At 69.5% G+C, this 26,808-nt stretch carries 17 protein-coding genes and 2 pseudogenes; 13 read left to right on the top strand and 6 right to left on the bottom strand.

What is annotated here, in order from left to right; translation table 11 throughout:
* The first annotated feature begins 308 nt into the window (after window positions 1–308).
* Window positions 309–779, top strand: coding sequence for a hypothetical protein (locus tag ACZ7M3_RS36520; protein ID WP_382191524.1), 471 nt, complete (start codon window positions 309–311; stop codon window positions 777–779).
* Entirely contained in the window at window positions 776–1,090 is a 315-nt protein-coding gene (locus ACZ7M3_RS36515; protein WP_472069127.1) for a hypothetical protein, read from the top strand. The genes ACZ7M3_RS36520 and ACZ7M3_RS36515 overlap by 4 nt, the downstream gene beginning before the upstream one ends.
* A 334-nt stretch (window positions 1,091–1,424) precedes the next feature.
* Here the strand turns inward: ACZ7M3_RS36515 and ACZ7M3_RS36510 are convergent.
* From ACZ7M3_RS36510 to ACZ7M3_RS36495, 4 genes and pseudogenes are all read right to left on the bottom strand, one after another.
* Window positions 1,425–3,407 (bottom strand): annotated as a pseudogene (locus ACZ7M3_RS36510) (ATP-binding protein); the annotation flags it as partial.
* Complete coding sequence (locus ACZ7M3_RS36505) at window positions 3,404–3,973, bottom strand: hypothetical protein (RefSeq protein ID WP_472069149.1); 570 nt, start codon at window positions 3,971–3,973, stop codon at window positions 3,404–3,406. The pseudogene ACZ7M3_RS36510 and the gene ACZ7M3_RS36505, both read right to left, overlap by 4 nt.
* 20 nt (window positions 3,974–3,993) lie before the next feature.
* The gene (locus ACZ7M3_RS36500) at window positions 3,994–4,335 is read right to left on the bottom strand and encodes a hypothetical protein (RefSeq protein WP_472069125.1); all 342 of its coding nucleotides are present in this window, start codon (window positions 4,333–4,335) and stop codon (window positions 3,994–3,996) included.
* Window positions 4,332–5,260, bottom strand: a pseudogene (locus ACZ7M3_RS36495) (conjugal transfer protein). Before ACZ7M3_RS36495 ends, ACZ7M3_RS36500 begins: the two are co-directional and overlap by 4 nt.
* 659 nt (window positions 5,261–5,919) lie before the next feature.
* Here ACZ7M3_RS36495 and fxsT point away from each other — a divergent pair.
* The 7 genes from fxsT to ACZ7M3_RS36460 all read left to right on the top strand — a co-directional run bounded on the left by fxsT (window position 5,920) and on the right by ACZ7M3_RS36460 (window position 17,355).
* Window positions 5,920–8,352: an FxSxx-COOH system tetratricopeptide repeat protein gene (gene fxsT, locus ACZ7M3_RS36490; RefSeq protein ID WP_472069123.1), complete on the top strand. Its 2,433-nt coding sequence runs from the start codon at window positions 5,920–5,922 to the stop codon at window positions 8,350–8,352.
* Complete coding sequence (locus ACZ7M3_RS36485) at window positions 8,312–8,986, top strand: hypothetical protein (RefSeq protein ID WP_472069121.1); 675 nt, start codon at window positions 8,312–8,314, stop codon at window positions 8,984–8,986. Before fxsT ends, ACZ7M3_RS36485 begins: the two co-directional genes overlap by 41 nt.
* Window positions 8,987–9,216: 230 nt before the next feature.
* Entirely contained in the window at window positions 9,217–9,732 is a 516-nt protein-coding gene (locus tag ACZ7M3_RS36480; RefSeq protein ID WP_472069119.1) for a hypothetical protein, read from the top strand.
* Between the two features lie 407 nt (window positions 9,733–10,139).
* Window positions 10,140–11,339, top strand: a complete 1,200-nt coding sequence (locus ACZ7M3_RS36475; RefSeq protein ID WP_472069117.1) for an exonuclease SbcCD subunit D — start codon at window positions 10,140–10,142, stop codon at window positions 11,337–11,339.
* Window position 11,340: 1 nt separating this feature from the next.
* On the top strand, window positions 11,341–14,349 hold the full coding sequence (locus ACZ7M3_RS36470) for an AAA family ATPase (RefSeq protein WP_472069115.1): 3,009 nt from the start codon (window positions 11,341–11,343) through the stop codon (window positions 14,347–14,349).
* A gap of 226 nt (window positions 14,350–14,575) precedes the next feature.
* Window positions 14,576–15,316: a vWA domain-containing protein gene (locus ACZ7M3_RS36465; RefSeq protein ID WP_472069113.1), complete on the top strand. Its 741-nt coding sequence runs from the start codon at window positions 14,576–14,578 to the stop codon at window positions 15,314–15,316.
* Window positions 15,317–15,561: 245 nt separating this feature from the next.
* Entirely contained in the window at window positions 15,562–17,355 is a 1,794-nt protein-coding gene (locus tag ACZ7M3_RS36460; protein ID WP_472069111.1) for a DEDDh family exonuclease, read from the top strand.
* A gap of 270 nt (window positions 17,356–17,625) precedes the next feature.
* Here the strand turns inward: ACZ7M3_RS36460 and ACZ7M3_RS36455 are convergent, their stop codons facing one another.
* Window positions 17,626–19,575 (bottom strand): hypothetical protein, encoded by a 1,950-nt coding sequence (locus ACZ7M3_RS36455; RefSeq protein WP_472069110.1) that lies wholly within the window; start codon window positions 19,573–19,575, stop codon window positions 17,626–17,628.
* Window positions 19,576–20,230: 655 nt separating this feature from the next.
* Window positions 20,231–21,184: a hypothetical protein gene (locus ACZ7M3_RS36450; RefSeq protein WP_472069108.1), complete on the bottom strand. Its 954-nt coding sequence runs from the start codon at window positions 21,182–21,184 to the stop codon at window positions 20,231–20,233.
* A gap of 457 nt (window positions 21,185–21,641) precedes the next feature.
* Here ACZ7M3_RS36450 and tap point away from each other — a divergent pair, with 457 nt between their 5' ends.
* The 4 genes from tap to ACZ7M3_RS36430 all read left to right on the top strand — a co-directional run bounded on the left by tap (window position 21,642) and on the right by ACZ7M3_RS36430 (window position 25,901).
* A complete protein-coding gene (tap, locus tag ACZ7M3_RS36445) occupies window positions 21,642–23,774 on the top strand; it encodes a telomere-associated protein Tap (protein WP_472069106.1) in 2,133 nt (710 codons plus the stop codon).
* Between the two features lie 4 nt (window positions 23,775–23,778).
* Entirely contained in the window at window positions 23,779–24,336 is a 558-nt protein-coding gene (tpg, locus tag ACZ7M3_RS36440) for a telomere-protecting terminal protein Tpg (protein WP_472069104.1), read from the top strand.
* 477 nt (window positions 24,337–24,813) lie between these two features.
* Window positions 24,814–25,164 carry a hypothetical protein gene (locus ACZ7M3_RS36435; RefSeq protein ID WP_472069102.1) on the top strand — a complete coding sequence of 117 codons (351 nt, stop codon included), beginning with the start codon at window positions 24,814–24,816 and terminating at the stop codon, window positions 25,162–25,164.
* The gene (locus ACZ7M3_RS36430) at window positions 25,161–25,901 is read left to right on the top strand and encodes a restriction endonuclease (RefSeq protein WP_472069100.1); all 741 of its coding nucleotides are present in this window, start codon (window positions 25,161–25,163) and stop codon (window positions 25,899–25,901) included. Before ACZ7M3_RS36435 ends, ACZ7M3_RS36430 begins: the two co-directional genes overlap by 4 nt.
* Window positions 25,902–26,808 lie beyond the last annotated feature (907 nt).

The following is a 26,808-nucleotide window of genomic DNA, read 5'->3' as shown; positions in this document are numbered from 1 at the left end:
CAACCGGAATGAAACCCGGCGGGAACGGCCCCGCTGGGATCACCGCCGTGCCCGAAATACCACCCACCTGCGGTTATTTACGCGTCAGAGTCAAGGTGAGAAGCTGCGTCAGAACCGGTGATCTGTGACGTTCCGTAGCGAGTGGGCCATGGTGAGGTGCGGTCACTTCAAGCCAAGGGGTAGGCGGCAATCAGACGGGCTGAGCAACGGTCAGGGTGATCACGACGGGAGGCGATCTTTCCGTAACCCGGTTTTTTGTCCAATAGGTGCCTGTTGTTGATCGGTGAGCTGATGATGTGATCTTCTCCATGAAGAAGATCACGACGCTCGCTGCCGCCATGGCGTTCGCCGCTTCGCTGATGTCGGGGACTGCCAGTGCCGCTCCGATGCCCGTGGTGCCGCACCCGTGGGACCAACGGGTCAAGTGCCAGACAGACGACCCGGAGGGCAGGCGCATCGTCACCCGCTACGGGAACTCGGAGCTGGGCTGGTATCACTTCACAGGCCGTCACAACATCAAGAAATGCTCCACCCTGTACGCAGCCCTGCACGGCCGTGTGGACCGGGACGATCACCACGGACACCTGGAGTACGACGGGGTCGTATTCGAGACAGGCGTCCCCAGGCCACGGCAGGTGAAGTTCACGGTGGTCGTGCAGTACACGCGCAAGACCACGGACGGCCGCTATGATGCCGGTCGCGGTCAGAAGATCGGCGTCATCACGGCGTACTGCCACAACCAACCGGGGAACAAGTGTCCGGCATGGGCCAAGCTGTGAACTCTCCTGAACCAGACGTCGAGCAGGCAGCCACCGGCCGTCTGCTCGATCTCGTCCGCTCCTTTGTCACCACGCACGTGTCGTGGAAACCACTGTTCATCGGCGCGGTCATCACGGGCGACGACCGCATGCGCCTCTATTTCCGTTCACCTGAGCGGGACCGCACGTATGGTGTAGACGTGCTGATCAGCAATACGGGGCCTGGTCTGATGGGCGCTCTGGTATCCCCGGCGTTCCTGGCCAACGAGCACTTGCATCTGCCTTCCGACGATCCGCACTGCGATGTGATCGTGGATCTCACCGACTACTGACGGACGGGATGTGCCACGCTCACTCGCTGGTCAGCGCAAGGCGTTGGGGGCCAGCCGGATTGTCTGTGGCTGCATCTGCGTATGGGCTTGGGCTTGTCGGCCGTTTTCACCGGTTCGACGGGGTGCGGTGCGGCACGCGGCGTCCGGGGAGGCCGGGTGAGACGGCGCGCCATGAGGGTGATGAAGGTCCACATGATGTGGACCTCGCTGTGGGAGATGAGCCGCTCGTAGTCACGGACGTTTCTGCGTGCTCTCATGATCCACGAGATGGCCCGTTCAACTCGCCACCGCTTGGCGAGGCCGGCGAATCCGTCCTGGTCTTTCCGGCGGGGCACCGTCTTGAGGGGTTGCCGGCCACGACGCGGATGAGGCCGGCGAGAGTGGCGGCCGCGTCCTGCCGCTTGCCCGCCTCCGCCCCGGCCATCTCGTCGAGGACCTGAAGGACACGGTGCATGGAAGGGGCGGTGCCGCCGGCTGCCTGCTCGACGGCGTGGTGCAGGACCTCACCGTTGGTGCTCATCGGGCCGATGCCGAGCTGCAGCGTGAGGTAGGACAGGGCGTAGTGGCGGCCCTCGGGGCCGTCGAACATCCGCAGCGGGTCGATGGACACCTCGGCCTGGGCGGCGTCGATGATCTGGCAGCGGCCCGCAGCTGCGGTGCGGGCGAAGGTCGCCCACTCCCGCACAGGGGTGCGGTCGATGCAGATCGCGACCCCGCCGCGCGCCCACACCGACTCGGAGATCAGCTTTTCCAGGACGCTCTTGCCCGCGCCGAGATCGCCGATGATCCCCATGGAGGCGGAGGCGTCCTGCTTCGGCGCGTCCGCCACGTTGATCATTACGGGGCGGATGGTGCCGCAGTCCAGGTCGATGCCGAGGAACATGCCGTTCGGGTCGCCGACCTCCGCAGCCGTGAAGGCCCCGCCCAACGCCCAGTCCTCGCTGACCTGATGCTGGGTGAACTCCCGCACCACACCGGGCCGCGCGGTGCCGGGCAGCCCGAGGGTGAACAAGGCCTCCTGCAGCCCGGCCGGACGCACGGCCCGGTAGTCGGCACCGCCGAGCAGCGCGGCCAGGGCCCGGGCGCGGGCGTCGCAGACTGCGGCGGTCGGCCCCCACACGGTCAGGACCGTCACCGACTGGACCTCGACCTCCACACTGGTGCGCGACAGGCGGGCATCCAGCTCGCCCAGGTCGCGGGCGGCGTCGGTCAGGGAGGCGGGCATCCCGGTGGGGCAGGCGTCGTACTGGTCGGCCTGGTCGATCAGCTCGTTCTTCTTGCGCCGCACCTGGTCGCGGGCCTTCTCCGCCGGCACCAGGGCGAGGTCGACGGTGTAGTCGACGGGAAAGTCGAGCATCTCCAGCTGGGCGAACAGATCCGCGGCATCCTGGCTGACCGCGGGCGGGCACTCGGCCAGCACCAACTGCGCCTGGTAGCCGACTCCTGCGTCCGTTTCGACCTGCAGCCAGCGCCGCCCCAGCGGCGAGCCGGTGTTCAGCCGCCACCAGGCCTTGCGACCCGACCGAGTGATCCGGTCCGCGTTCTTGAGCTCGTCGACGTCGTTGAGGCCGGGGTCGAGGCCGCCTTCCCGCAGGCGGACCTGGCCGAGGTCGGCGTAGCTGGGGGAGCGCAGCACGCCGTCACGGATCTGCCCGCCGTACAGCTCGCTGGTCTCGGCCTCGGCCAGCAAGGGCTCCGCCAGGCCGCGGTGGAGGGCGTGCTGGATCATCCACACGATCTCCGCCGGGCGGGCCGGGCGGAAGGCGACGCCGCCGGCGAGCGCGGCTTCCACCCGGGAGGCCTGCTCGCGGTAGGAGGTCACCTCGCGTCGTGCCACGGGGGCGGCCCGCATGCCCAGCATCGGCGCGACATCCGCCCACATCGCGCCGAGCGACGCGGTCACCTGGCCGCCGGCGGCGTCGTTTTGCAGCGGCACCGCCAGCCAGAGCGTGCGGCGGTGCATCTCCTGCTCGCCCAGCAAGTACAGGGCGGCCTCGACGTTCTCCACCCACGGATGCGTGCTGCCGGGGGTCTGGTCGCCGGGCTCGATGCCCTCGATCATGCGCAGGGCGATCTCGCCCGGGTCGACCTGTGCGCACAGCCCGAACAGGCGCGGCGCCCCCGTCAGGGAACTGATCAAGTGCGTGATCTTCGCGAGTTGCTCGTCGCGGACGGCGGCCGGGACGTAGGTGCCCTGGACGGTCTCCTCGCGGCGGCCGCGCGCGTCCGGTCCGGGGTGCAGCCGGTAGAGCGCCCACACGCTGCCGTGCATCGACCAGACCAGGTGCCCGGCGATGTGACGGATCGGCACCCTCATCGCACACCCCCCTGCTGGGCCAGCGCGAGCAGCTGCTGCACACCCGACACCGGCCGCACCAGCGCTGCAGGAGCAGCCGGCGCCGGGCGCCGACGAGCGGACGGGCGCTGTGCTGCCGTGCTCCGGCGCGGTATCCGGCGTGCAGGCCACCCCGGGGCACGGGCGGGTGCGGCCGCGACGGCTGGGGCGAGCACTGCGGTGGGGGCGAGCGCCTCCTCGAGAGTGAAGCCACCAAGCAGCGCGCGGGGAGCGCGGTCGCGGGCGGCCCTGCCGCCGATCCGCCCGCCGCGCGGGTGCCAGCCAAGCAGCACCCAGCCCAGGGCCGCCTGCATCGGAGCGCGGCCGTTGATCTTCGCCCGGCGCACTGCCCAGATCGCCAGCAGCCAGGCTGCGATCGGCACCGGGCCCATCCACGACCACCAGCTGATGGTCTTGACCAGAAGGAAGCCGCCGCCGACGGCGACCGCAATCTGCGCAGGGGTGTAGGGGCCGAGGGGGATGCGCCAGTCCGCCACCTTGCCCAGCACCCAGGGATGGCGGCGAGCGGAGGTGTAAAAGCGCCCCATCCGTGCCTGGGCGGCGGCGCTCACAGCCAGCCTCCCGCGCTGGCGGAGTGGTCACGCACGAGGGGATCGGTCCTGCGCACGATGCCGGGGATGGCGGGTGCGCTCTTGGCCGGGTTCTTCACCTCGTCGGTGAACATGTTCGCCAGGTCGTTGCGCGAGTTGTAGAGGCCCAGCGCGATCACCATCAGCAGCAGGGCGCCGATCCCGGCCTTGAGGCTGAATTTCTGGATCATGATGACGACGACGAGGCGGACCAGACCGGCCTGCAGGCCTTTGGTCGCCCACTCCTTGAACATGTTGATCCACGAGTTGCCTAGGTCGTTGAGCTGCCCGGCGAGCATCAGGCTGTGCCCCGTGTTCACCGGGCACCCCCGTCCTGGGCGGCCCCGGACTCCAGCGCCGCGACTTCCCACCGGCCCGAGCGGGCCTTGAGCGTGAGCTCGTACCCCAGCGGCCAGCGACCGCCGGAGTCCCGGGCTTCCACCTTGACGAGGACACGCACCGCCGTGCCGTCCGCCGGCACCTTCCCGGCGGCCGCGGCCTCCTCGACGGCGGACACCCGCTGCACCGCGACCGCCGTGTACGGGGCGGGGAAGACCGGCGACAGCTTCACCCCGGATGCGAGGTAGCGGTCCACCTCCCAGGCCCCCGTCAGGTACGCGCCGAAGAACTCGCCGAGTGCAGAGGACAGATCGCCGTCGGACGGCACGCTCACGCCGTACGGCGACTTGCCCACCGCGGCGCGCGCCGGGCCGGCCACCGCCCCGGGGGCGCCGGTCACGGCGAACGAGGCGCCGCTCGCGTCGGCGGTCACGGGGACGACGAAGTAGCGCAGCCGTCCGTCGGCGTACTGCGCAGCCACGGTCACCGCCCACTCGCCGTCCTCGCGCTGCGCACGGCGGTCACCGCCGCCGGCTTCGGCTGCGCACTGGCGACCGGGTCCGGCAGATCGACATCCGGCGCGAGGGACTGCGCAAGCCGCGCCTGCGCACTGTTCGCGTCGTCGGCGCTGCTGCGCAACCACGCGTCGACGAACACCTGCGCATAGCCCGCAGGGTCGGCCGCGGCGGCCGCGCTGCGCACGGCGGCCGGCTTGTCCGAGGGGGCGGCCGCGACGGTGGTCGGGCCGGACATCACCACGACGCCCAGGGCGACGGGGCCGGCCGCGATCGCGGTGAACAGGGCCAGGCGCGACAGGCGGACGCGCCGCCTCATCTTCTCCAGCCGGGCGCCCGCGGCCATCGGGGGAGCCGCATCGCTCTCCGAGACCTGCTTGCCAGGGGACATGGTCAAACTCCCAGGTCAGAACGTGTACTTGCTGACCTTGAGACAACCCGCCGACCCCGACCCGACCACCGACCATGAGCCCCCGACCACGGTCACGATGGGGACACAAAGCCCGTGGTCGGGGTCATGGTCGGCCCGACCACAGCCCCGACCATGGCCCCAGACGGCGACCGGGCACGCCTGCACCGAACATCGTGAAGGCGGTGGAGACGGGCAACTGACCCAGCGATCCCAGGGGGTACAGAGGGAGAAGCCGCCGAAGGACCGGGCCCGCGCCGACTCCAGGAAGGCGGCCGCGGAAGGCCCGGTTGCGCACGACTCTGCCGAATGCGCAGACCAACGGACGGCGCCTGTCCGCCGTGCGCAGTCCGCTGCACATGCCGAATGCGCAGGACCCGGAACCGTTGCGCAGCCGACTGCGCAATGAGCGCCCCTGCCGCTGCGCAACCACACTCGATGCGCACCGGTTCCTAGGCCGCTGGCGCCTGCAAGCCAGCTTGCATGGCGCATGGCGGTTCCGGAGACGGTGCCTCGTGGCGTGACGCATCCTTGGGCCAGGGATGTGTTGTGGGCGGGGGTTCGGTGTGGGTAGCGGCAGGCGTGCGCGGGTGGGTTCCGTCGTCAGCGGGTCGGGGGCAGCGGCGACGTGCGCGCTGGGGGTGGCAACGAACTACGCCACGAACGCCGTGCCGAACTGGGCGTCCCGTCCGTGGGTGGTGTGGTCGGTCTTCGGTGCGCTGGCCGTGGCCGCGCTGGTGTTGGGGCTGGTCAGCCGCCGTCTGGACGCCATCGACTCCGTGGTGGGTGGTGGATCGGTGAGGTTGGTGCCGCTGAGGCGGGTCCTCGGCGGCATGACGTCTCTGCGGGCACCCAACGGTTCCGGGCCACTCCGGGGCCGCGATGGCGAACTTGAGGTGTTGAGGCGGCTGCTGGCCCGTCCGCAGGGGAACTACGCCGTGGTGTGCGGGGTGGGCGGGATCGGCAAGACCACATTGGCCTCCGCCCTGGCCGATGTCGCCCGCGCGGAGGGCCGGGGTGTGTTCTGGATCCGCTGGCGCAGCACCGAGGAGCTAGCCGAGCAGATGACCCGCACCGCGCTGGCCTGCGGCCTTTCCGAAGCCCGGCTCGAGGAGGTCCGGTCGGGTCGGGCCGGGCTGCCCGATGTGGTGTGGGAGCAGCTGGAGCAGACCGCCAAGTGGCTCCTGGTCCTCGACAACGTCGACACCCCGCAGGCCGTCGGTCCCGACGGCGAGGACGTGGCGTCCTACCGCGGGTGGATCCGGACCAGCAGCAGGGGCCTGCTGCTGGTCACCAGCCGCAACACCGACCCCGCGGTGTGGGGCACCCAGGCCGTCCTCCGCCGCGTCGCCCCGCTGGAGCCCGTAGTCGGTGGCCAGGTCCTCTGCGACGCGGCTCCCCACGCCGGAACCGCTCAAGAAGCACGGAGACTCGCGGACCGGTTGGGCGGCTTGCCGCTCGCCCTCCATGCCGTCGGCCGCTACCTGGCCGCACCCGGCAGCCGCCACCGCACCTTCACCGCCTATACCGCCGCCCTCGACACGCAGTTGGGCACGCTGCTGGGCGCCTCGCAACCTCGGGCGAGCGACCCGGCCGTCGGACGGGCCCTGGTCCGCCACACCTGGGAGCTGTCATTGGACCAACTTGCCACCGACGGAAACCCACTAGCACGGCCGGCACTGCGGCTGCTGTCCCTTCTGGCACCGGCCCCCATCCCCGTCTCCCTCCTCACCCCGGAACTGGTCACCGAGGCCACCAGGCAACAGACCGGCGAGGTCGAGGTGGAGGCCGCCCTCAACGGCCTGCACACGTACGGACTCGTCGACACGCCCACACGTCAAGGCGGGCAACCCGTCCTCGGGCAGGTCGTCCTGCATCCCCTGGTCCGCGAGATCACCGCTCACACCCACACCACCGAATCCACCGAGCCGAACCGCTACCAGCAGGTCCTCACCGGCCGCCTGATCCAGGCAACTCAAGGGGTGATGAGTGCCAGGTTCGCGGACTGGGACACGGCTCGCCTCCTGGCCCCTCATCTCCTCAGCGCCGCAACGCACACCACCAACCAGCACAACCGCCACCTCGCCGATGCCGTCGAACGCATCAGCCAGTCCCTCACGAAAGCGGGCGACTACGGCAGCGCGCTACAGCTGCAGCAGGCAGCGCACTCGATAACCGCCCGCTCCTTCGGCCCTGACCACCCCGAAGCCCTGAACAGCCGCCACCACCTCGCCGATGCGCTCGACCTCTTCGGCCAGCACCAGGAAGCAGCCGACCTCCACCAGCAGATCCTCACCACCCGCGAACGCGTCCTCGGCGCCGACCACCCCGACACCCTGCTCAGCCGCAACAACCTGGCCAACGCGCTGGACCACCTTGGCCGACACCAAGAGGCAGCAGACCACCACCGACACATCCTCACTGTCCGCGAACGCGTCCTCGGCCCGGATCAGATTCCCACCCTGCACAGCCGCAACAACCTCGGCCTCGCGCTCGGCTACCTCGGCCACCACCAAGAAGCAGCAGACCTCCACCAACGGGCTCTCTCCGGCTACGAACGCGTCCTCGGACCCGTCCACCCCGACACCCTGAACAGCCGAAACAACCTCGCGCTTGCGCTCGATGCTCTTGGCCGGCACCGAGAAGCAGCAGACCTCCACCGACAGGTCCTCAGTGCCTACGAACAGGTCCTGGGCCCAGATCACCCCAGCACCCTGCACAGTCGCGACAACCTCGGCCTCGCGCTCGACCACCTCGGCCGGCACCGAGAAGCAGCAGACCTCCACCGACAGGTCCTCGGCGCCTACGAACGCATCCTTGGTCCCGACCACCCCAGCACCTTGACCAGCCGCAGCAACCTCGGCCTCGCGCTCGACCACCTCGGCCACCACCGAGAAGCAGCAGACCACCACCAACACGTCCTCAGCACCCGCGAACGCGTCCTCGGACCCGCCCACCCCCACACCCTGCACAGTCGCGACAACCTCGCAGCAGCACTGCGTGGTTCGGGGCGCGCGAGCTCAGTCATAGGGCGTGGGCGGAGGCGTTGGTTCCGCGGGCCGAGGCGTAGCTGAGGTTCGGTGCCCTCGTGGCCGCAGCGGGCGGGCCGAGCGGGGCGCATCCCAGAACCTGAGCACCTTCCACGGCGAACTCACGGGCGAACTGGACCCCCGCGACCTCAACGACATCGGCCGCCTCATCACCACCGCAGCAGGTGCCTGCCCCACCCCCGAACCGCTCGGCCCCCAGCCCCCGGCCACCACGACGGTCAGCGTGAAAGCCACCCACCCGGGGGCCGCGTGGCCAACCGAGGCCGAGCAGCATCTGCGGGACGCCCACCACGCAGGCACCAGCCTCCAACAATTGGCCTCTGACCTCGGGCGGAGCGAGAACTCCATCCGCTGGAAGCTCCACGGACTCAAACTCGCCCCCTACCCCGGCGACCTCGCGCCCACCCGGCCCGCCAGGACAACACCGAAGCAGCCCAAGGCCTACACGGTGGAGGAGAAACGCAAGGCCCACCCCAACGCGTACACGCCCTGGACCGACCAGGAGGAAGAGGACCTTGCCGCCGGATGTGCCCAGGGAGTGCTACTTGCGCAACTGGCACAGGAGTTCGGCCGAAATGGAGGTGCCATTGCCAGCCGCCTGATGAAGATCGGTGCCGTGGGACCGGCTGCTGATGAGGCACGGGAGTTCGGCGGCTGACTCAGCGCGGCTGCGCCGGGCAACGACTCGGCGTCCGTGGGAGTGGTCCTTGGCCCCCGGACCCCAGTGCGGGACGGTCGCGGACCAGGGCACTGCCCAGGTGGCTTGGGGCAGTGGCCTGCTGTCCCTCGACGAGGTCTTCATCCGCGCAGCCGGCAGATGCTTGTCCGCCCGCTGGAAGACACAGACTCCAGCTCTGCTTGATCGATGCGATGAGAAGGGATTGGTACGTGAAGCACGTTGCCAAGGAACACCAGTTGGCGCAGGTCTGCCTTCAGGCGGCGGTGGCTCAGGCCGCGCTGGGAGAGTTCGACGAAGCTGAACATCGTCTGGGCGCGATCCTGGCACTACCGCTCGAGGACGTGCTGGCCATGGCTCATACGATCGCTGCCTACGTGGACTCAGTCACCATGATCACTGGCAGCGAGTTCGCCATCGGAAGGCCTGTGGGGAGCGGTGAGACGGAAAGTCTGGATGAGCGGGTGCGGCCCGATCGCGCCCTCACCCTGCGCCTGATGTCGGCCTGGTCGTCCAACGACGCAGCGTCGTTCGACGCACTGTTCACCGCCGCAGCGGGTGACAGCGTCGGGGCCCTGCACCTGCGGGACTTGTTCGTCTTCGCGTTGGAGGTCACCGAGTACAGAGCCGCCTCTGCAGCGAACCCGCAGGTGATGGTCAAAGCTCTCTGCAAGGCTATGACGAAGCACGGTCCATCCCACTTGTCATGGAATCATCCGCAAGGCTGACATGAAAGACCGTCCTGCGCACCCGACCGAGTGCTCAGGAGCGCCAACCGTCTCGGATCGCTGACGGTGCGGCGCAGAGACCGATGGCAGGCAACTCTCACACTGTTCTCTTTTCGTGGAACCAACGGGAGACGTACGCCGCATCCGTCCTGTTCCCGTCTCCGTTGCAAGTTCTTCGTGCAACAGAGGCCAACAAAAGGCTCCAGCCGGCCTGCTACCGGCAGAGGCCCCTCGTCCGCATCGTAGGGGAGCCAGCCTGTCGTGCCTCATCGGTACCGCTACCACTGCGCCACACCTTCCTGCTGTCCGGCGCCATGGAGGACGCACGCATCAAGCCTCCCGTCAATGATCGTGTTTATCAGGAAAACCGCCCGCAGCTACCGCCGCTGTGGTTACGGTCTGTGGTCATGCGGTTTCTGCACACTTCGGACTGGCACCTGGGCCGCCGGTTCCACACAGAAGACCTGATCCCCGCCCAGGGTGCCTTCCTCGACCACCTGGTCCATACCGCTCGAACGGAGGACGTCGACGCGATCCTCGTGGCGGGAGACATCTACGACCGGGCCATCCCCAGCCTGGACGCCGTGCGCCTGTTCAACCGCGCCCTGCACCAGCTCGCCGACCTCGACGTGCCGATCATCATGATCAGCGGAAACCACGACTCCGCGCACCGCCTCGGCGTCGGATCCGGCCTTCTCGCCCGTGCCGGCATCCACTTGAGGACCGACCCTGGCACCTGCGACATCCCGGTCCTCCTCGAAGACGCCGACGGCCCTGTGGCCGTGTACGGCATCCCCTACCTCGAGCCGTCGATGGTCCGCGACCGCCTGGAAGCCGAAGCCGTCTCCCACCGCGCAGTACTGACCGCAGCCCTGGACCGTATCCACGCCGACTTGACCAACAACCAGCCGGCGGGCACCCGGTCCGTGGTCCTCGCGCACGCCTTCGTCACCTCCGGCACCGGGCAGCCCGAGGAACGCAAGGAGAGGGAGGAGGCTGAGAGCGAACGCGAGATCGCTGTGGGCGGTGTCGCCCACGTGGGCGCCGACGTCTTCGAGGGGATCGACTACGTGGCCCTGGGCCACCTCCACGGCCCCCAGCGCGTCACCGACCGCATCCACTACAGCGGCTCCCCGCTGGCCTACTCCTTCTCCGAAGCCCGCCACACCAAGTCGATCACCCTGGTCGACCTCGCCGCCGATGCCGTTCCCGCTCTCACTCACCGGCTTTGCCCCGTGCCGCTGCGCCTGGAGTGCGTGACCGGCTTCATGGAAGACCTTCTGACCAACCCCGCCCACGAGCCGCTGAAGGATGCCTGGCTCGAGGTCACCCTCACCGACACTGCTCTGCCCTTCGAGGCCATGGCCCGCCTGCGCCGCCGCTTCCCCCACACCGCCAACCTCAAGCACCGGCCCGCCCTCATCCCCGCCCAGGCCACGAACACTCCGACCTACAGCGAACGCATCCGCGGCCGTGGCGACCTCGACATCGCCAGCGACTTCATCAGCAGCATGCGCGGCACCGACCCCACCCCGGACGAGCATCACCTGCTCCAGCAGGCCGTCGAAGCATCCCGCCTGAACGAGCAGCAGAAGGAAACCGTCTGACATGCGCCTGCACAACCTGACCCTGCAGGCGTTCGGACCCTTCGCCGGCACCCACACCATCGACTTCGACTCCCTGTCCGCCGACGGTCTGTTTCTCCTGCACGGCGACACCGGAGCCGGCAAGAGCACCGTCTTCGCGGCCATCTGCTTCGCCCTCTACGGCAAACCACCGGGCGACCGCGACCTGCTGCTGCGCAGCCACCACGCTCCCGCCGGCCTCCTGACCGAAGTCACCCTCGAGGTCACCCTCGCAGGCCGCCGCCTGCGCATCCACCGGATCCCCGCCCAGATGCGCCCCAAGCGATCCGGTGGAGGCGAGACCTCGCAGAAGTCAGAAACCCGCCTGAGCGAATGGGCCCTCGACACCGATGGCCAAGGCCACTGGGAACCGTCCAGCAAGTCCCACCAGGAAGCCGCCCTCGAGGTCACCGACCTGCTGGGCATGAGCCGGGACCAGTTCTGCCAGGTCGTCCTGCTGCCGCAGAACGACTTCACCAAGTTCCTCCACGCCGACGCCCACGGCCGACGAGAACTCCTCGGCAAACTCTTCCGCACTGGCCGCTTCACCTTCATCGAGCGCTGGCTGAACGACCACAGCCGCACCACCGAGAAGAACCGTGATGCCGCCCGCGCCGACGTGCTGCGCCTGGCCGAACGCATCCACCAGGCCGCCGGAGGCGACCTGACAGCCCAGTGCACGGCACCCACGCCCGACGACCCGCACACCCTCACCGAGCCCGCCCGCGCCTGGGCCCACGATCTCCTCCAAGCCGGCCACACCGACCACGCCAGGACACTTCAAGCGGCCACAACGGCCAAGGAGAACCTGGCCGGACAGCAGCGGCTCGAAGCCGCAGCCCGCGAACTCCACCGACAGCAGGCCACCTACACCAGCGCCCGGCAGCAGCTCGACCTGCTCCAGGAACAGACACCGCACCAGGACGCACTGGTCCAGCGCCGCGACCAGGCCCGCCGCGCCCAACAGGCAGCACCGCTGCTGCACGCTGCGGACACCGCCGCAGACGACCACACCCGCGCCCAGACTGCCGAACGCACCGCCCGCGAGCACCTGCTGCCCGAACACAAGGACCTGGACGCCGGCCGGCTGGAGACCGCCGAGCAGTCTCTTCGCGCCGAAGCTGCCGTCCTGACCGCCCTCGTCCCCGAAGAAGACACCGTCCGCCGGCTGACCACCGAGCTGGAGCGCACCGACGCCGAACGGCAGGACTTCGCCTCCCGGCAACGCACCGCCCAGGACTGGCTCGAAGCAGAACCCACCCGACGTCGCGCCCTCGAAGCCCGGCGGGAGGCCGCCCGCCAGGCCGAAGAAGAAGGCCGCCGCCACCAGAGCGCCCTGGACAGCCTCAAAACTCGCCTCGAAGCCGCCGGCCGCCGAGACACCCACCTTGCCAAGATCGCCAAGGCTGAGCAGCAGCTGGCCGATGCACAAACCGTCGTCGGCCAGACCGGCCAGGACTACCTCACCGTCCGCCGCCGGCGCACCGACGGCATGGCCGCCGAACTCGCCGCCACGCTCACCGACGACACCCCCTGCCCGGTCTGCGGATCCTGCACCCACCCGGCGCCCGCCGCCCCCCAGGACGGGCAGCCCACACGCCAGGACGAACAGGACGCGGAAGCCCTCCACGAGCAGGCCAAGACCACACAGGAAGCCGCCGCAGCCGTGCTGCACGGGCTCCGCGAACAGGCCGCCACCGCCACCGGCGAAGCCGGCGAAACCCCCCTGACCGACCTCCAGACCCAGCACACCACGCTCACCGCCGAGCTGACCGACGCCCTGGACCGCGCCGGCGACCAGGGCACCGTCCAAGAAGAACTCCTCACCCTCGACAGCGAGCACACCGCCCAGACACAGCAGCACAGCACCGCCACGGCCGGCCTGTCCGCCCGCAACGCCCACTACGACACCCTCACCCAGCAGCTCACCGAGCTGACGGCCAAACTCACCGCAGCCCGCGGTACCCATCCCACCGTCGCCGCGCACGCCGACGAACTCACCCGTACCGCCGACCGTCTCGAAGAAGCCGCCGAAGCCTCCCGCAGCCTCGCTGCCGCCGTCCAGACCCTCACGCACCACACCGAACAGGCCACCCTCGCCGCCAAGGACCAGGGCTTCGACACCCTGGCGCTCGCTCAACGGGCCCTGCTCGGAGACGAAGACCTGCGCGCCATCGAAGAAGAGATCACTCAGTGGCGCGAGGCCTGCGCCGCGCACACCGCCGTCCTCGACAGTCCGGAACTGCAGCAAGCCGCCGCCCAGCCCGCCGCCGACCTCGACGCAGCCACGGCTGCAAGGGCGGCCGCGGACGACCAGCACGCCGAAGCGGCCGCCGCCGCCAACGCCGCTCACACCCGCAGCCAGGCCCTCACCGCCCTCGCCACCGACCTCGGCGACGCCGTCCAACGCCTGGAACCACTTGAGCAGGCCCACCTCACCGCCCGCCACCTGGCCGAACTCATCACCGGCAACTCACCCAGCGCCCGGGTACGCATGCAGCTGGAGGCCTACGTCCTGGCCGCCCGCCTGGAAGAAGTCGTCACCGCCGCCAACACCCGCCTGCACCTCATGTCCGAAGGTCGCTACACCCTCTCCCACTCCGACCATCAAGCGGCCCGCGGCGCCCGCTCCGGCCTGGGGCTCGAGATCACCGACTCCTGGACCGGCCGCCCCCGCAAGACCGACACGCTCTCCGGAGGCGAATCCTTCTTCGCCTCCCTGTCCCTCGCTCTCGGACTGGCCGACGTCGTCACCCACGAAGCCGGTGGCAACCCCCTGGACACGCTCTTCATCGACGAAGGCTTCGGCACCCTCGACGAAGACACCCTCCACAAGGTCCTCGACGTCCTGGACTCCCTGCGCGCCCACGACCGCACCGTCGGGGTCATCAGCCACGTCCCCGAACTGCGCCGCCGCATCACCCACCGCCTCCACGTCCGCAAGGACCCCGCCGGATCGACCTTCGCCCACCTGACGGCAGCAGCCGAGTGACCGCGAAATGGGCCGGACCGGCGGCGAGAGCACCGCGCACATGCCGGGGGTGCCGGACCGGACAGGAGGGCGACGTGGACATCCGCCACCGCCGACGGCCACCCCTTCTGGGCGGTCGGGCCGTTGACCTGGGGTGCACCGGTCAGGGACCCGGTGGAGAACTCTTCCTCGTGGTGCCGCCTCGACCGAGAGGATGAGGGTGTTGCGCGACACAGGAGTGGTGACCATGGGCAGGGTTCAGAACGAGGCCTCGGCAATCAGTCTGTCCAAGATACAGACGCAGGCCCCGGATCTGGTGAGCCTCTACAAGGCGGCCGGGTCGAGCGTGCGCGCGCACGGTCTCGAGGGGGTGCGTGCTGCCGTGTATCTCGTGCTGGACCGCTCCGGTTCGATGCGGCCCTACTACAAGGACGGCACCATGCAGCATCTCGGTGAGCAGGTCCTCTCCTTGTCCGCCCACCTCGATGACGACGGCACGGTGCCGGTGGTGTTCTTCTCCACCGACGTCGACGGATCCACCGATCTCAGGCTCGGAGGGCATCGTGGCCGCATCAACAAGCTGCACGAGAACCTCGGCCACATGGGCCGGACGAACTACCACTGGGCCATGGACGAGGTCATCGACCACTACCTTGCTTCCGGCAGTGACGCCCCAGCCCTGGTGATTTTCCAGACCGACGGCGGCCCCACCAACAAGTCCGCCGCCGAGCGGTACCTGTGCAAAGCCGCCCGCCTGCCGCTGTTCTGGCAATTCATCGGCTTCGGCGACCCCGACGACAACGAGTTCGCCTTTCTCCGCCGTCTCGACGACCTGGCCGTACCCAGACACCGCATCGTCGACAACGCTGGCTTCTTCCACGCTGGCCGCGATCCGCGCACCGTACGCGACGATCTCCTCTACGACCGGCTTCTGCAGGAGTTCCCCAGCTGGCTTTCGTCGGCTCGTACCGCTCAGGTCCTGCAGTGAGCGCTTGAACCGCATCGAACCGGAGGACCGATCTCGCCCGACGTGGCGTGAACAGTTGAATGCCCTCTCGATCCACGGCTCGGGCTCAGCCCGGATCGGATCGGAGCGCACGCGGTGCCCCGTGGCGTGTGCTGTGCTCCAGACGTCGGGAAATACCGGTGCGAGGCCGCCGGCCGAGCCCTGGCAGATGAGGCTCTGGCCGCAGGATTTTGAGCGGTGGGGCGGGACAGGGGATGCTGACCGGCATGGATGGAGTGCCGGTTTCCGATGATGTGTTCAACGCCGTGTCCGGAGCTACCGGGTGGGTGGTCGTGGACGTGGAGACATCGGGCCTGAAGCCGTACGAGCACCGGGTGCTCTCGGTGGCGGTGCTGACACTGGATCCGGCGGGGGAACTGGTGGAGGAGTTTTCCACGCTGCTGGATCCGGGCTGTGACCCCGGGCCGGTGCACATCCATGGCCTCACGACGGAACGCCTGCGGGGCGCGCCCGCCTTCGAGTCGGTCGCCGAGCGCATCGGGACGCTGCTGGCCGGCCGGGTGATGGTGGCACACAACGCCCAGTTCGACTACGAGTTCCTCGCGCGCGAGTTCGCCCGGGCCCGTTCGTGGCTGCCGGTCTCACAGCGGATGTGCACCCTGGCGCTGAACCGGCGGGTCGCGCCGCCCACCGACGATCTGAAGCTGGCCTCCCTGGCCGCTTACTACAAAGTGCCGCAGCAACGGGCGCACGACGCCCTGGACGATGCCCGGGTGCTCGCCGGGATCCTGAGAGGCTCCCTGGCAAAGGCGGGGGAGCTGGGCCTTTCCCTGCCGTTGGTGGCCTGCCCGCCCAAGCAGGGGTCGGGGTATCCGCCCCGGGTGCCGAAGACGCCCTGCGCGCACCGCAACCCCGGCCGGCTCGCCCCGGGCGCTCCGTTGGTGCAGGGCATGAAGGTCGCCTTCACCGGTGACACCCGCACCGCACGGGAGGAACTCGTCGCGCGCTCCGTCGCGGCAGGGCTGAACGTGATGAGCTCGGTCAGCCGTCACACCAGCGTGCTGATCACCGACGAGACCGACTCCGACAGCGCCAAGTATCGTGCGGCACGCAGTGCGGACGTGCCCGTGATCACCGAGGAGGCCTTTCTCGGCCTGCTCACCGACGTGCGGCCCGGTACCGCTCACACGAACCCCGCACCGCCGGCGCCGTCCGTACCCGTCCAGCGGCCCACCGACCGCCCGGCCACTGCCGCACCGCTGTCCGGACGCCGGATCCTGGTGCTGGGCGGCCCCCACGACCACGCGTCGGCGCTGCGCACCCGCATCGCGGAGCTGGGCGGAGCCGCCGCCGTCAATCTCTCCGCCGGCGTCACGGACGTGATCCTCCTGGCCGACGGGGCCGGGGACCGCCGCATGCCCCACATCACGGGACGCGGATTGCCGGTCCACGACGCCCACTGGCTCACCACGCTCACGTCGCCATCGGGCAATACCGAAGAGGTGGAGAGGAGCGACCCGGCCGGTGTCCAGATCCTTCCCCGCGGTGGCGTCATCGACCTGCCGACCGCACCCGGCGACGCCGGAACGTGGACGGTCACCGCAAGCTGGGACCATCAGATCAGCTGCGAGATCGACGTGGTCGCCTTCGTTCTCGACGAGGACGAACAGGTCTCCTGCGACGAGGACTTCGTCTTCTACGGAGCACCCGAACGACCCGACGCGACCGTGCGCCTGACCACCGACGGCCCCAGCGAACAAGCCGTCACGGCGGACCTGACCTCTCTTCCCGACGCCGTCCGCAAAATCGTCGTCGCCGCCGCCATCGACGGGCCCGCGACGTTCGCCCACGCCGGAGCCATCGAGATCACCGTCGCACGGGGAACCAGCGCGCGAGCCGTGGCCCAGGCCACCCTGGACGCCGCGACCACCGAACGAACACTGCTGCTCGCCGAGGTCTACCGGCGTGGCCCGGGATGGCGCGTACGCGCGGTCGGCCAGGGATACGACCACCAACTGGCCTCCTTGGCCCGCAGCTTCGGAGTCGACATCGTCGGCTGACCTCTCACCCACTCTCCGCCGGACAGTGCCCTGCACGACATCGGGCCCACCGTGTCGAGATCCTGCGGGATGACGGGGCCTGCGGCATCCCCCCGCCCCGTCGTCCCGCGCACCCTGCCCGCCACCGCGAGCATCCACCGCGCCCGCCTTTCCCCGGCACACCCTGGGTGGCACCGCGGTTGCCACCCTCACCCTCCGGCTGCGCCGCCGCGACCAGGCGGCCCGCGACCCTGCGTTCGCCGGAGGTACGAGCCGGGAGAGGACCAGGGTCTATCGGCTGCCCGGCGGCTTCGGCCAGGGTGCTCCCGTGGCAGCCGCGTCCAGGAGGTCACCGAGGCGCAGCCAGGCACTCGGTCCGGAGTTGGTTGCAGGGCAGGTCGCGAACCGGTTCCACGCGTCCTGGTCGACGCCCAGGGCATCGCGTACCGCAGCGACCACCGACGGATGCGCGCTCCCACAGCGATCCCCCCGGGCGCGCAGCGCGGGCCAGGCCGGCAGAGCGCGTACGAGGGCCCGTTGGGGGTCCGGCCTGGAAAGGATCAGGCGGGTCCAGGCCTCACGCCATGTCGGTGCGCCGCCGAGGTTCCCGCGCAGGCCCTTGGTGAGAGGGAGCAGCACGGTGTCCGGACAAGTGTGACGCCGCAGCACCCTCTCGAAGTCGTCCTCGGACCTGTGTCCGCTCGCGGCGCAGGCGAGGAGAGCCTTTTCCACGAGGGAGTCGTCGCCTGCGTGCCGGTCCAGGTAGTCGCTCAGTGCTTGTGCCGGGACGCCTGCCAGTTCGCGCACGGTCACCTTGTCCGGGGCGCCGAGCGCAGTGCGGCGGCGATCCCCACCGACGGACGGCGGAGGATCGGCGAGGACGCGCTCGATCGTGTCGAGGATCTCCTCGAGTTCACGCCGGTGGTCATGACGCGGTGGGAATGCCGGATGGTGAGGACGTAGCCGCATACGCGCGTCATGGACGATCGGGCGGATTCCGGCCTTCACGTCGTCGGTGACCGTCGGGAGGTGCAGCACGATCTCGCGCACCCAAGCCACCTCACTCGGGTTGATGGTCGAGTAGCGTTCCTCGGGCTCCCAGAAGGGAAGGGCGCGTGCGGCGGTCTCGGCGAACGTGGTGGCGAGGCCGGCGAGAGCGGCGGCAGGAGCACGCCAGGGAGCCTGTTGGTAGCCGTCCTTGGCCTGCGTCGGGTTGAGCAGGTGACGCCAGGTTCCCGACGCGGCGCCTCGCACCCAGGCCACCGGGGCGTGACACCGCCGGTTGAGCAGTGTCGTGCTCCGCAGGCCCAGGAAGGTAGAGAAGTCGATCTGCTCCTCGTCCGTCAGGGCGGACAACTCCTCGGCGAAATGAGCAAGGACCTGCTCCTCGTCCGATCCGGCGCGGCGCATACGGCAGGCCTCGGCCACCAGGATCTCGAGCGGGAACCGCTCGAGATCTGCTGTGGCGAGCTCGGCCAGCAGCCCCGGCTCGACCGCCCAGGGCAGGCTGCCGAGCAACTCGTTGCGGACCGTCCACTTGGCGTCGGTGCCATCGGCCCACTGGGCGAGTTCTCGATGCCGCTCCGGGTGCCGTTCGAGTACCTGACGCCACATGCTCTCCCACGCCGCGCATGCGCCTTTGTATCGCCTCAGCCATTCCTTCGTGTCACCGTCCGCGTCCAGCTCGTCGGGGCCTGGTGCGGCAGGAAGCGTGTCGCGGGCGGCCTCGAAGACCAGGTCGTGCAGCGGGCCTCGCCGCAGCACGACCTGGGCGGGGGTCGGCATCTCGAGCAGCTGGGGCGTCATGGGTGGGGTCGCACCGCCGCGAATTCGCAACTCCTCGGCAATCGCACCGGCGAGCTGCTCACCGGCTCGCGGGCTTCCGAGCAGAGCCAACTGCTCGACGGTGCAACGCTTCAGCGTCGCATCCTGCAGCGATGCCGGACACGACGGATGCCCGAGCGCGAGGGCGACAAGGGGCATGCCACCCTCGACGTGGTACGTCTCCGTCTTGGCCTCCAGATCCGCCGCCACGGCCGCCTCCAGAAGCCACTGCGGCGCCTGCTGTGCATGAGGCCCCGACAACAGGGCTTCGGCGAGTGCCGAGCGTTCATGGCGAGATCGAGCGGTTCGAACCTGTTGCGCCGCCAGCTGCACCACGGGGTCGTCCGGGCCGCTGCCGGTCATCGCTGTGAGGAGGAAGTTGCAGGGAAGCACAGCGGCGGGGTCCTGGCCGGTCACGAATGGTTCTCCATCAAGCTTGTTCGGGCTGCTTGCCCGGCATGATGCCGTACGGCACTGACATCGACTCCGTACTCACCCGCGCAGTGAACCCGGCCGTGGAACGGGCACTCAGCCGACGTCGGCGATGACCTAGAGGACGCCCGCCGCACCCGGCCCGATGGACCGGCGGGCCTCCTGGGCTGCTGCGCCTTGTCGGGCATGGTTTCCCGTGCGCCGGCCATACGCGCTCAGCGTGATCCGGAGCCTGCAGACAGGCCTCGTCCCCTGACCCGCCGTCGAATCCTGGTCTTGGCCGGTGCGGGCTGGTTGGAATCCGCCGTGGTCCCAGCCCGGGGCGGGAGGCATCTGCGGTTCGAGGCGACGGGAGCCAGGTCATGCGGATTCTCCGGGGCCGCAGGAGGAGTTCTTCGGTCGCTCCGGAAACGCGTCACCGCGGTTTCCTCAAGAGATGCGGTCGGAAGATTTCTGTTTGAGCCCGCCTCGGCATGTCGTGATGCAGTGTCACCATCTCGCGGGGAACGGCGCACCGCGCCGGGGCAAGCGGCCTCGTGGTCCGGGCCGTGGCGGAAACCCAGGGGCAGACTTCCGTCGTGTGAGCCGTTTTCGCAGCCACCAGCGGCCTGGCCCGGCCCGCTCGTTGCTGACGGATGCATCAGAGTGGCAAAGCCTGTTGGGCTTGGACTTTGGAGGCTGCCTTCTGCGTGGCGAGGAAGTCTTTGACGGCGGGCCGGCCCAACAGAAGGGTCACGGTGCGCGGTTTGGGCCGGTGTCCGCCGGTCAGTTCGGTGAGGAAGTCTGTGGTGACGATCCGGCGTGCCGGAGCATCGTGGACGTCGTCCAGGACGCCTTGGTCGAGCAGGCGGGCGGCGGTGTCGTCGAGGGCGTTCTCGATGGTGCGGTAGAGGTCGGCCGCGTCCTGCGCGATGGCCTGCTGCGCAAGGGCGAGGGCCTGTTGGAGCAGGCGGCGGTGGCGCCAGTCGTCGTCGCCGTTCGGGGCAGGGAACGCTTCGGCGGCAGCGTCACGTCGCTGGCTAAAGGTGCCGGCCGAGATGACGGCCGGCATCTTCTGGAGGAGGCCGGCGATGCGTTTGACGTCGAGGGGATCGGGCTCATCCGCCTCGGGTCGCTCGAAGTGTGCCTGCTGCAGGTCGTCCATGAGCAATTCGCGCTGTGCGTCGAGGTCGTCGGCCCAGGCCGCCGACATCTCCCACTCATGCACCACGCCCTCCACGACAAAGGCGATCCGCACGGCTTCCAGCGCACCCGCACGACGCCGCGCGGCAGTCAGCAGCTTGCCCGCCCTCTGGCGCAGCGCAGCCGGTACGCCGTTGTCTGCACCATCACCCATCAGCAGCGCCGGCTCGTCTTCGTCGTCGGCGGCAAAAACGTCGAACTCGTCGGCGTCGAAGTGGTCGAGGTCCCCGTACAGAATGCGGGCCCCGCAGGCGGCAGCCAGCTGTGCAACGGCTTCGGCATCGTATCGGTCAGAGCTGAGAACGGCCCGCAGCCCGGCGGTCCCGCCGACCGATGCCGAGGTCAGCTGCAGCCCGTGCCGAGAAGCCACTCCAGGCAGCGCATCGGCCACCTTGCGCAGGTCACAAGCCACCACAACCTCCGTACCCTCGAGATCACCGGATGCTGAAGTTAGTGGGCGTCGCTGCCGGTGAGGGCGAGCTCTGGACAACCTCGTTCGCAAGGGGGCTGCAGGGAGGGACAATGCGATGCAGCTCCCACGTGCGGAAACGAACCGCTGTCATCGCCACCGAGGGCCCGGCCGGGCTGCGCCCGATGGGGTGTCCCCTCTGGGCGGATCGCACCGTGTCGGCGGCTGCGGGATCGGTCCGTGCAGGGGCGTCGTCGGCGCGGGTCGCGTGTTCGTCCGGGAGGGTGGAACCGGCGCGTCCTGCAGCGGTGGCGCCAGGCTCGGTGATCCGGGACCAGGTCGGGAGAACGGTCGTGGGAGAAGCCGGCGCGACACCCCGAATGTTCCATGAAAGGGTTAAAGGAAAGGGTTAAATGGTGGGGTGGGGCTTTGGTAAGGTCCCGAGCGGAGGTAGTGGTCTGTGGCATCCGAGGAAGAGCTGTTCGCGTCGGTCGACGCACTGTTGGAGGCGGAGCCGCAGCTCCCTCATCCCGCAGAGCGCGCCCGGCTGCGTGAGGCCGCCGGTATCACCCAGGCCCGACTGGCGACCGCACTGAAGACCACAACTCAGTCCGTCAAGAACTGGGAGAACGGCCGGAGCGAGCCGAAGTCGCCCCGCCTGGAGGCATATCAGCGACTGCTGAACGGCTGGGCTGCGAAATACCCCGCACACGGCACGCCCGTAACGGTGCCGGCCCCGCTTTTCTCGCCCCAACCGGAGACGGCTTCCAAGGGGTTCACGGCCCCCGCACCCGCGATCCACGAGACCGACGCCACCACACCGATGAAGACCCCCGAGGCTTCGGCACCCCAACGGCGCCCCACTGCCCGGCCCGCCACATCGGCACACCCACCGGTGAAGAAGTCAGCTGCCCAGCCCCCCGACACCCACCTGCGCTTTCCACACGGCCCACTCGCCGTCCTGGACGGCGACGGCTCCGCCTACGCGACAGCCGGCATCGTGCTCGACTGCCCCGCCGACACCGTCCCGGAACTCGTGGAATGGACGCTCCAGGAATCCGGCCTCGGCGCAGCCAAACTGCACCGCAACGGCAAGGACGCCGATCCCCTGATCGTCCTCACCGCAAGCGCCGCGGTGAACCTCGGCCTCCCCGAGCACCTCGAGGGCCACGAGCAACGCCGCTCCCTGCGCCTGCCCGCCGACCACCCGGTGGTCAAGCAGGTGGCGAAGGCGAAATGGAACCTCACCCAGCGCGGCTTCGGCCCATGGGCGCGCATCTACCGTCCCGCGCAGTCGGGCCGACGCCAGTGCGTTCAGCTCGCCGTCCTGTCCTGGGACGCCCTCGACGAGCGTTCCTGGCCGGGCGTCGCACAGATGGAGCCGGCCGACATCGCCCGCGTCCTGGGCATCTACGCGATGCGGGTCATCACCCCACGCGGCAGCACGGCCGTCTCCGGACTGGAGCTGATGACCGCGCTGCGCCCGCCCACCCGGGCCCTCCAGGACAAGGAGACCGGGAATTGGGTGTCCGGCCACAACCCGGGTTCGCTGGGCACCGAACCGATGGATCCGGCGCCGCCAGAGGCCACCGCCGAACATCCCGTGGTCGTGAACTCCGGCTGGAGCGGTGGCTTCCTGGACGAAGAGGCCTACCAGTGGGTCCGCGACGTGGAACTGCTCACGGGGCAGGAGGCGGCCCTGCCGTGGGCGGTGGGCCTGGATCTGAACACCGCGTTCCTCGCAGCCTCGGCCCGCCTCACCGTGGGCCTGTCCGCCCCGGACCACTTCCATGCCCCCACGTTCAACCCGAAGATCCCCGGCTCCTGGCTGGTCGACCTCAGCCGCATCGAGACGGACCCGCGCCTGCCCTCGCCGTTCACCCCGGCCGGCATCCGCCCCCAGGGCCCGGCCTGGTACCAGACGCACACCGTCGCCTACGCCCAGGAACTCGGCTACAACGTCCAGCCCATCGAGGCGTATCTGCGCCGGGAGACGGGCGCGTACCTGGATCCCTGGCACGACCGGCTCAAGACCGCCTACCTCGACACCCTCGCCGACCTCGGCGTCACCAAAGAACTCACCGACACCGAATTCCTCGCGGCGATGGAGCGGCACAAGGATGCAGACCCGGCTCTGGCCGCGGTTCTCGCCGCGATCAAGGCAACCGTCAAAGGCGGCGTCGGCAAACTCCGCGAGCGCCCGCAGGGCCGCCACTACCGGCAGGGCGAACGATGGCCCGCGCTGGAGCGCCCGACCTGGCGCCCCGACATCCGCGCCGCGGTCATCTCCAAGGCGCGGGTGAACATGCACCGCAAGCTGAACAACATGGTCAAGATGACGGGCCTTTACCCGCTGGCGGTACTGTCCGACTGCGTCGTCTACCCCTCACCCGGCCGCAGCCCGCTGGACTTCCTGCCCTACAGCGCCTCCGGCAAGCCCCAGCCCGGTGGCTTCCGCCTCGGCCCCACCCCCGGTCTGGCGAAACTTGAGGGCGTCCAGGATTTGGCCTGGGCGGTCGACCTGATGGAACAGGGCCTCAACCCCGCCCGCCACATCAAGGGCGGCGACGCCGTCATGGACGACGGAGAGTAGAACCGTGGGACAGATCGACGACGCGATCGAACGCGCCGACCGGGAAGCCTTCACCCGCGAACCGCCCAAGGCCCTTCCGACCCGCATCAACTACCTCCTCAAACAGCTGGGGAACGCGAGGGCCGTCGCGGCGGAACTCGGCGTCACCGCCGACTCGGTGAACCGCTATCGGCGCGGAGCCAGGAAGAACCCGCCCAAGGACATCGCCGCGAAGATCGACGCCGCGGTGCGATCCCGCTGGCAGCCGCGGGTCCGCAAACGCCGACGCAAGCAGGCCGCCGCCACGGGCGGGATCACCGTGGAGACCCGGGCCCGCTTCGGCTACACCGCGCCCATCGGCACGACCGATGACGGCCGTTTCCGCCGCCTCACTGTCCACCTCCCCGCCGCGTACGCACAACGCCTGTTCGACGCCCGCGAGGCCGGCGCAGGCGACCAGGAGATGCGCCAGATCATCGCCGAAGGATTCAAGGACATCTACTTCCAGGACGGCGGAAGCCGCGCCACGGGAATTTCGGACGTGGCCATCAACGACATCGATTACCTCGACCTGGATTTCTGAGCAGATCGCGTGAATGCCGGGCGCTCGGTCATGTTCTGGGACATCTGCGTAGCCCTTTGGCCGAGTTCGTCGAGCGTGACGTCCTGCTCGGTCCTGACCGCTCCTTGCCCCGAGCACCTCACAACAGCCCCTCACTCCCCATCTGTCGCCGAGCGGCGGCAACTCCCGGAAACGGCTGGATCCGCGGGGGGCCTCCGGCCTGATGACCCGCACCGCCACGGCAGAGCCCTGGCCGCATCTCGCATGCCTGCGCCGCAGGTGAATCAGCCTTCCGAGGCAGACCGCAGTCGCTCCCGGCTGGTACCGCACGCTTCTCCTGCCCCGGGAAGAACACGGCGCAGAACACATGAGCGAATGCCTCATGTCCTGAACTGGCCCTCAAAACACGGTAGTTGTAGCTCATCGGGTGATCCGCTGTCAGTGCCTCCCGCCAGCATGACCGTGATGCAGCCGAGCCACGATCACCTGGGGGACCCCATGCCTTTCGTTCGTCCGTACATGCGCTCCGACGGAACGCCGGTACGCGGACACTCCCGCTGGGCGCCGGGCGCCCGCCGGGAGATGACCGTCTTCGCAGCCTTTGGCCTGGCCGTACTCGGCTTCGGCCACACCTCGGCCGCAGAGGGAACCGGCGGTGTGTCGCCCACACCGTCGGTGACCTACCCGATCCGCTTCGACGACGTCCCCCACAACGCCCCGCGGGTGGCCGTCCCACGGCCGACGGTGTCGTATCCGATCACGTTCGACACCCCCGCACCCCGCAAGGCGGCGCCCGCACCCAGCGTGTCGTACCCGATCGACCTCGCAGCCCTGGGAGGCGGGCGATGACCCGGCGTCCGCCCGCCAGGCGTCGGACCACCGGCCGGCGCCCCAGCCGCCGGCGCAGCCGACACGACACATCCGTCACCGTGCCGGCCGCGGCCGCCGTCGCAGCGGCCGCTCTCATCGTCATGGTGGTCAACTGGCTGCTCGCACACTGGTGGTTCCTGCTGATCGCAGCCGTCCTTGCCGCCCTGGGCGGCTTTGGATGGTGGCAGCAGCGGACACAGCGCATGCAGTGGGAGCGGGCCCGCTCACGCGCCCTGCGCTACGGCCTGGCCCAACTGGACGGACTCTCCCACCAGCAGTTCGAGTACGCGGTGCGCGACCTGATGCACCGGGACGGCTGCACCGACGCCGTCCAGGTCGGCGGGCAGGGCGATCTGGGAGCGGACGTGAAGGCCACCGATCCGCTGGGACGCCGCTGGGTGATCCAGTGCAAGCACCGCCGGCACGGTGAACGCGGCGCCGCGGTGGGCACCCCGGAACTGCAGGTTCTCAACGGAACGGGCCGGCCGGTCCACAGGGGGGATGTCGTGGTGATGGTGACCAACGGCAGGATCACCCAGCCCGGCCGCATCTTCGCCCGCCAACAGCGACTGCACCTCGTCGACCGTCACGTGCTCGGCTCCTGGGCCGCCGGATCCCGGCCCTTGTGGGAACTCCTGCCCGCGCTCCCCGCTCCCCGCCGGCCCTCACCGCTTTCCCAGGACACAGGCACACCCGGCCGACCTGAGCACGCCTGACGAGATCGCGGGAAGGCATGGGCGCAGCAGGCGCGCACGTTCCATGATCGCCAGTAGCGCCTGGGATCTGCCCACCTCGTAACGGTCCGGTGGCTGTTTTGTCATCTCGGGCGGGACGGGCGGCACGGCCGGGGGAGAGCGCTGCGGGACTGAGGGGAGACCGGGCTTGCAACTGCCCGGCCGTGCCCGATCGTCCTTCGGCCATGTAGTACCCGAACCCTGCACCGTCCCCAACTCCTCATGACGGGCCGTACTGTGGCCACGGCGCCGCTGCGGAGCCCCGGCTGGCTGCCACGGCATCCACGTCACCGGCCGCACGGAATGACTCGCCCACATGGATGGCTCGGCTCCCGGCGCCGCCGTCGACCATCGCGGCACCCATTTCACCGAAACCCCTCACTAACGCCCTCCTCAACGCAGTGCGCGATCCGGTCGCCGCCTGACGCGAACTCTTGTGCACGTACGTGCAGTTGACTGTTCACGTGGTCGTGACCCGCACGGCTTTATCGCCATTGAGCTGGTGGACAATGGGTGTGCATGCCGGTAGCCACTTGGCGACGTGCCACGGTGGGACCTCCGGCGGGGCGTCCCTTCTTGCCCTGCGGTGCGGCACCGGGCAGCGGAGGCGAGGACTTCATGGCTGCCACACCTGAGGACCCCACGTCTTGTGAGGCGGGGCAGGCTGTGCAGGATTGGCGGGCGGGCGAGCCGTGACACTGTTGGCTGGGAACTGACGGCTTCGCGTCGGCGGGTGATCTCGATCGTGTGCCCCAGGGCGAAGCGTCGGCTCGGATCTTCCCAGATCGGCATGATGGTCGAATGCCGCACTCCGACACCCCGCCGCCGACGCAGCCGAACCTCTGCCCCTTGTGCATGATGCTCAGGATGGACGGGCCGGTTCCGGACT

The organism is Streptomyces sp. NPDC111656, from assembly GCF_055656965.1.
This window is presented reverse-complemented; position numbering and strand designations above follow the sequence as displayed.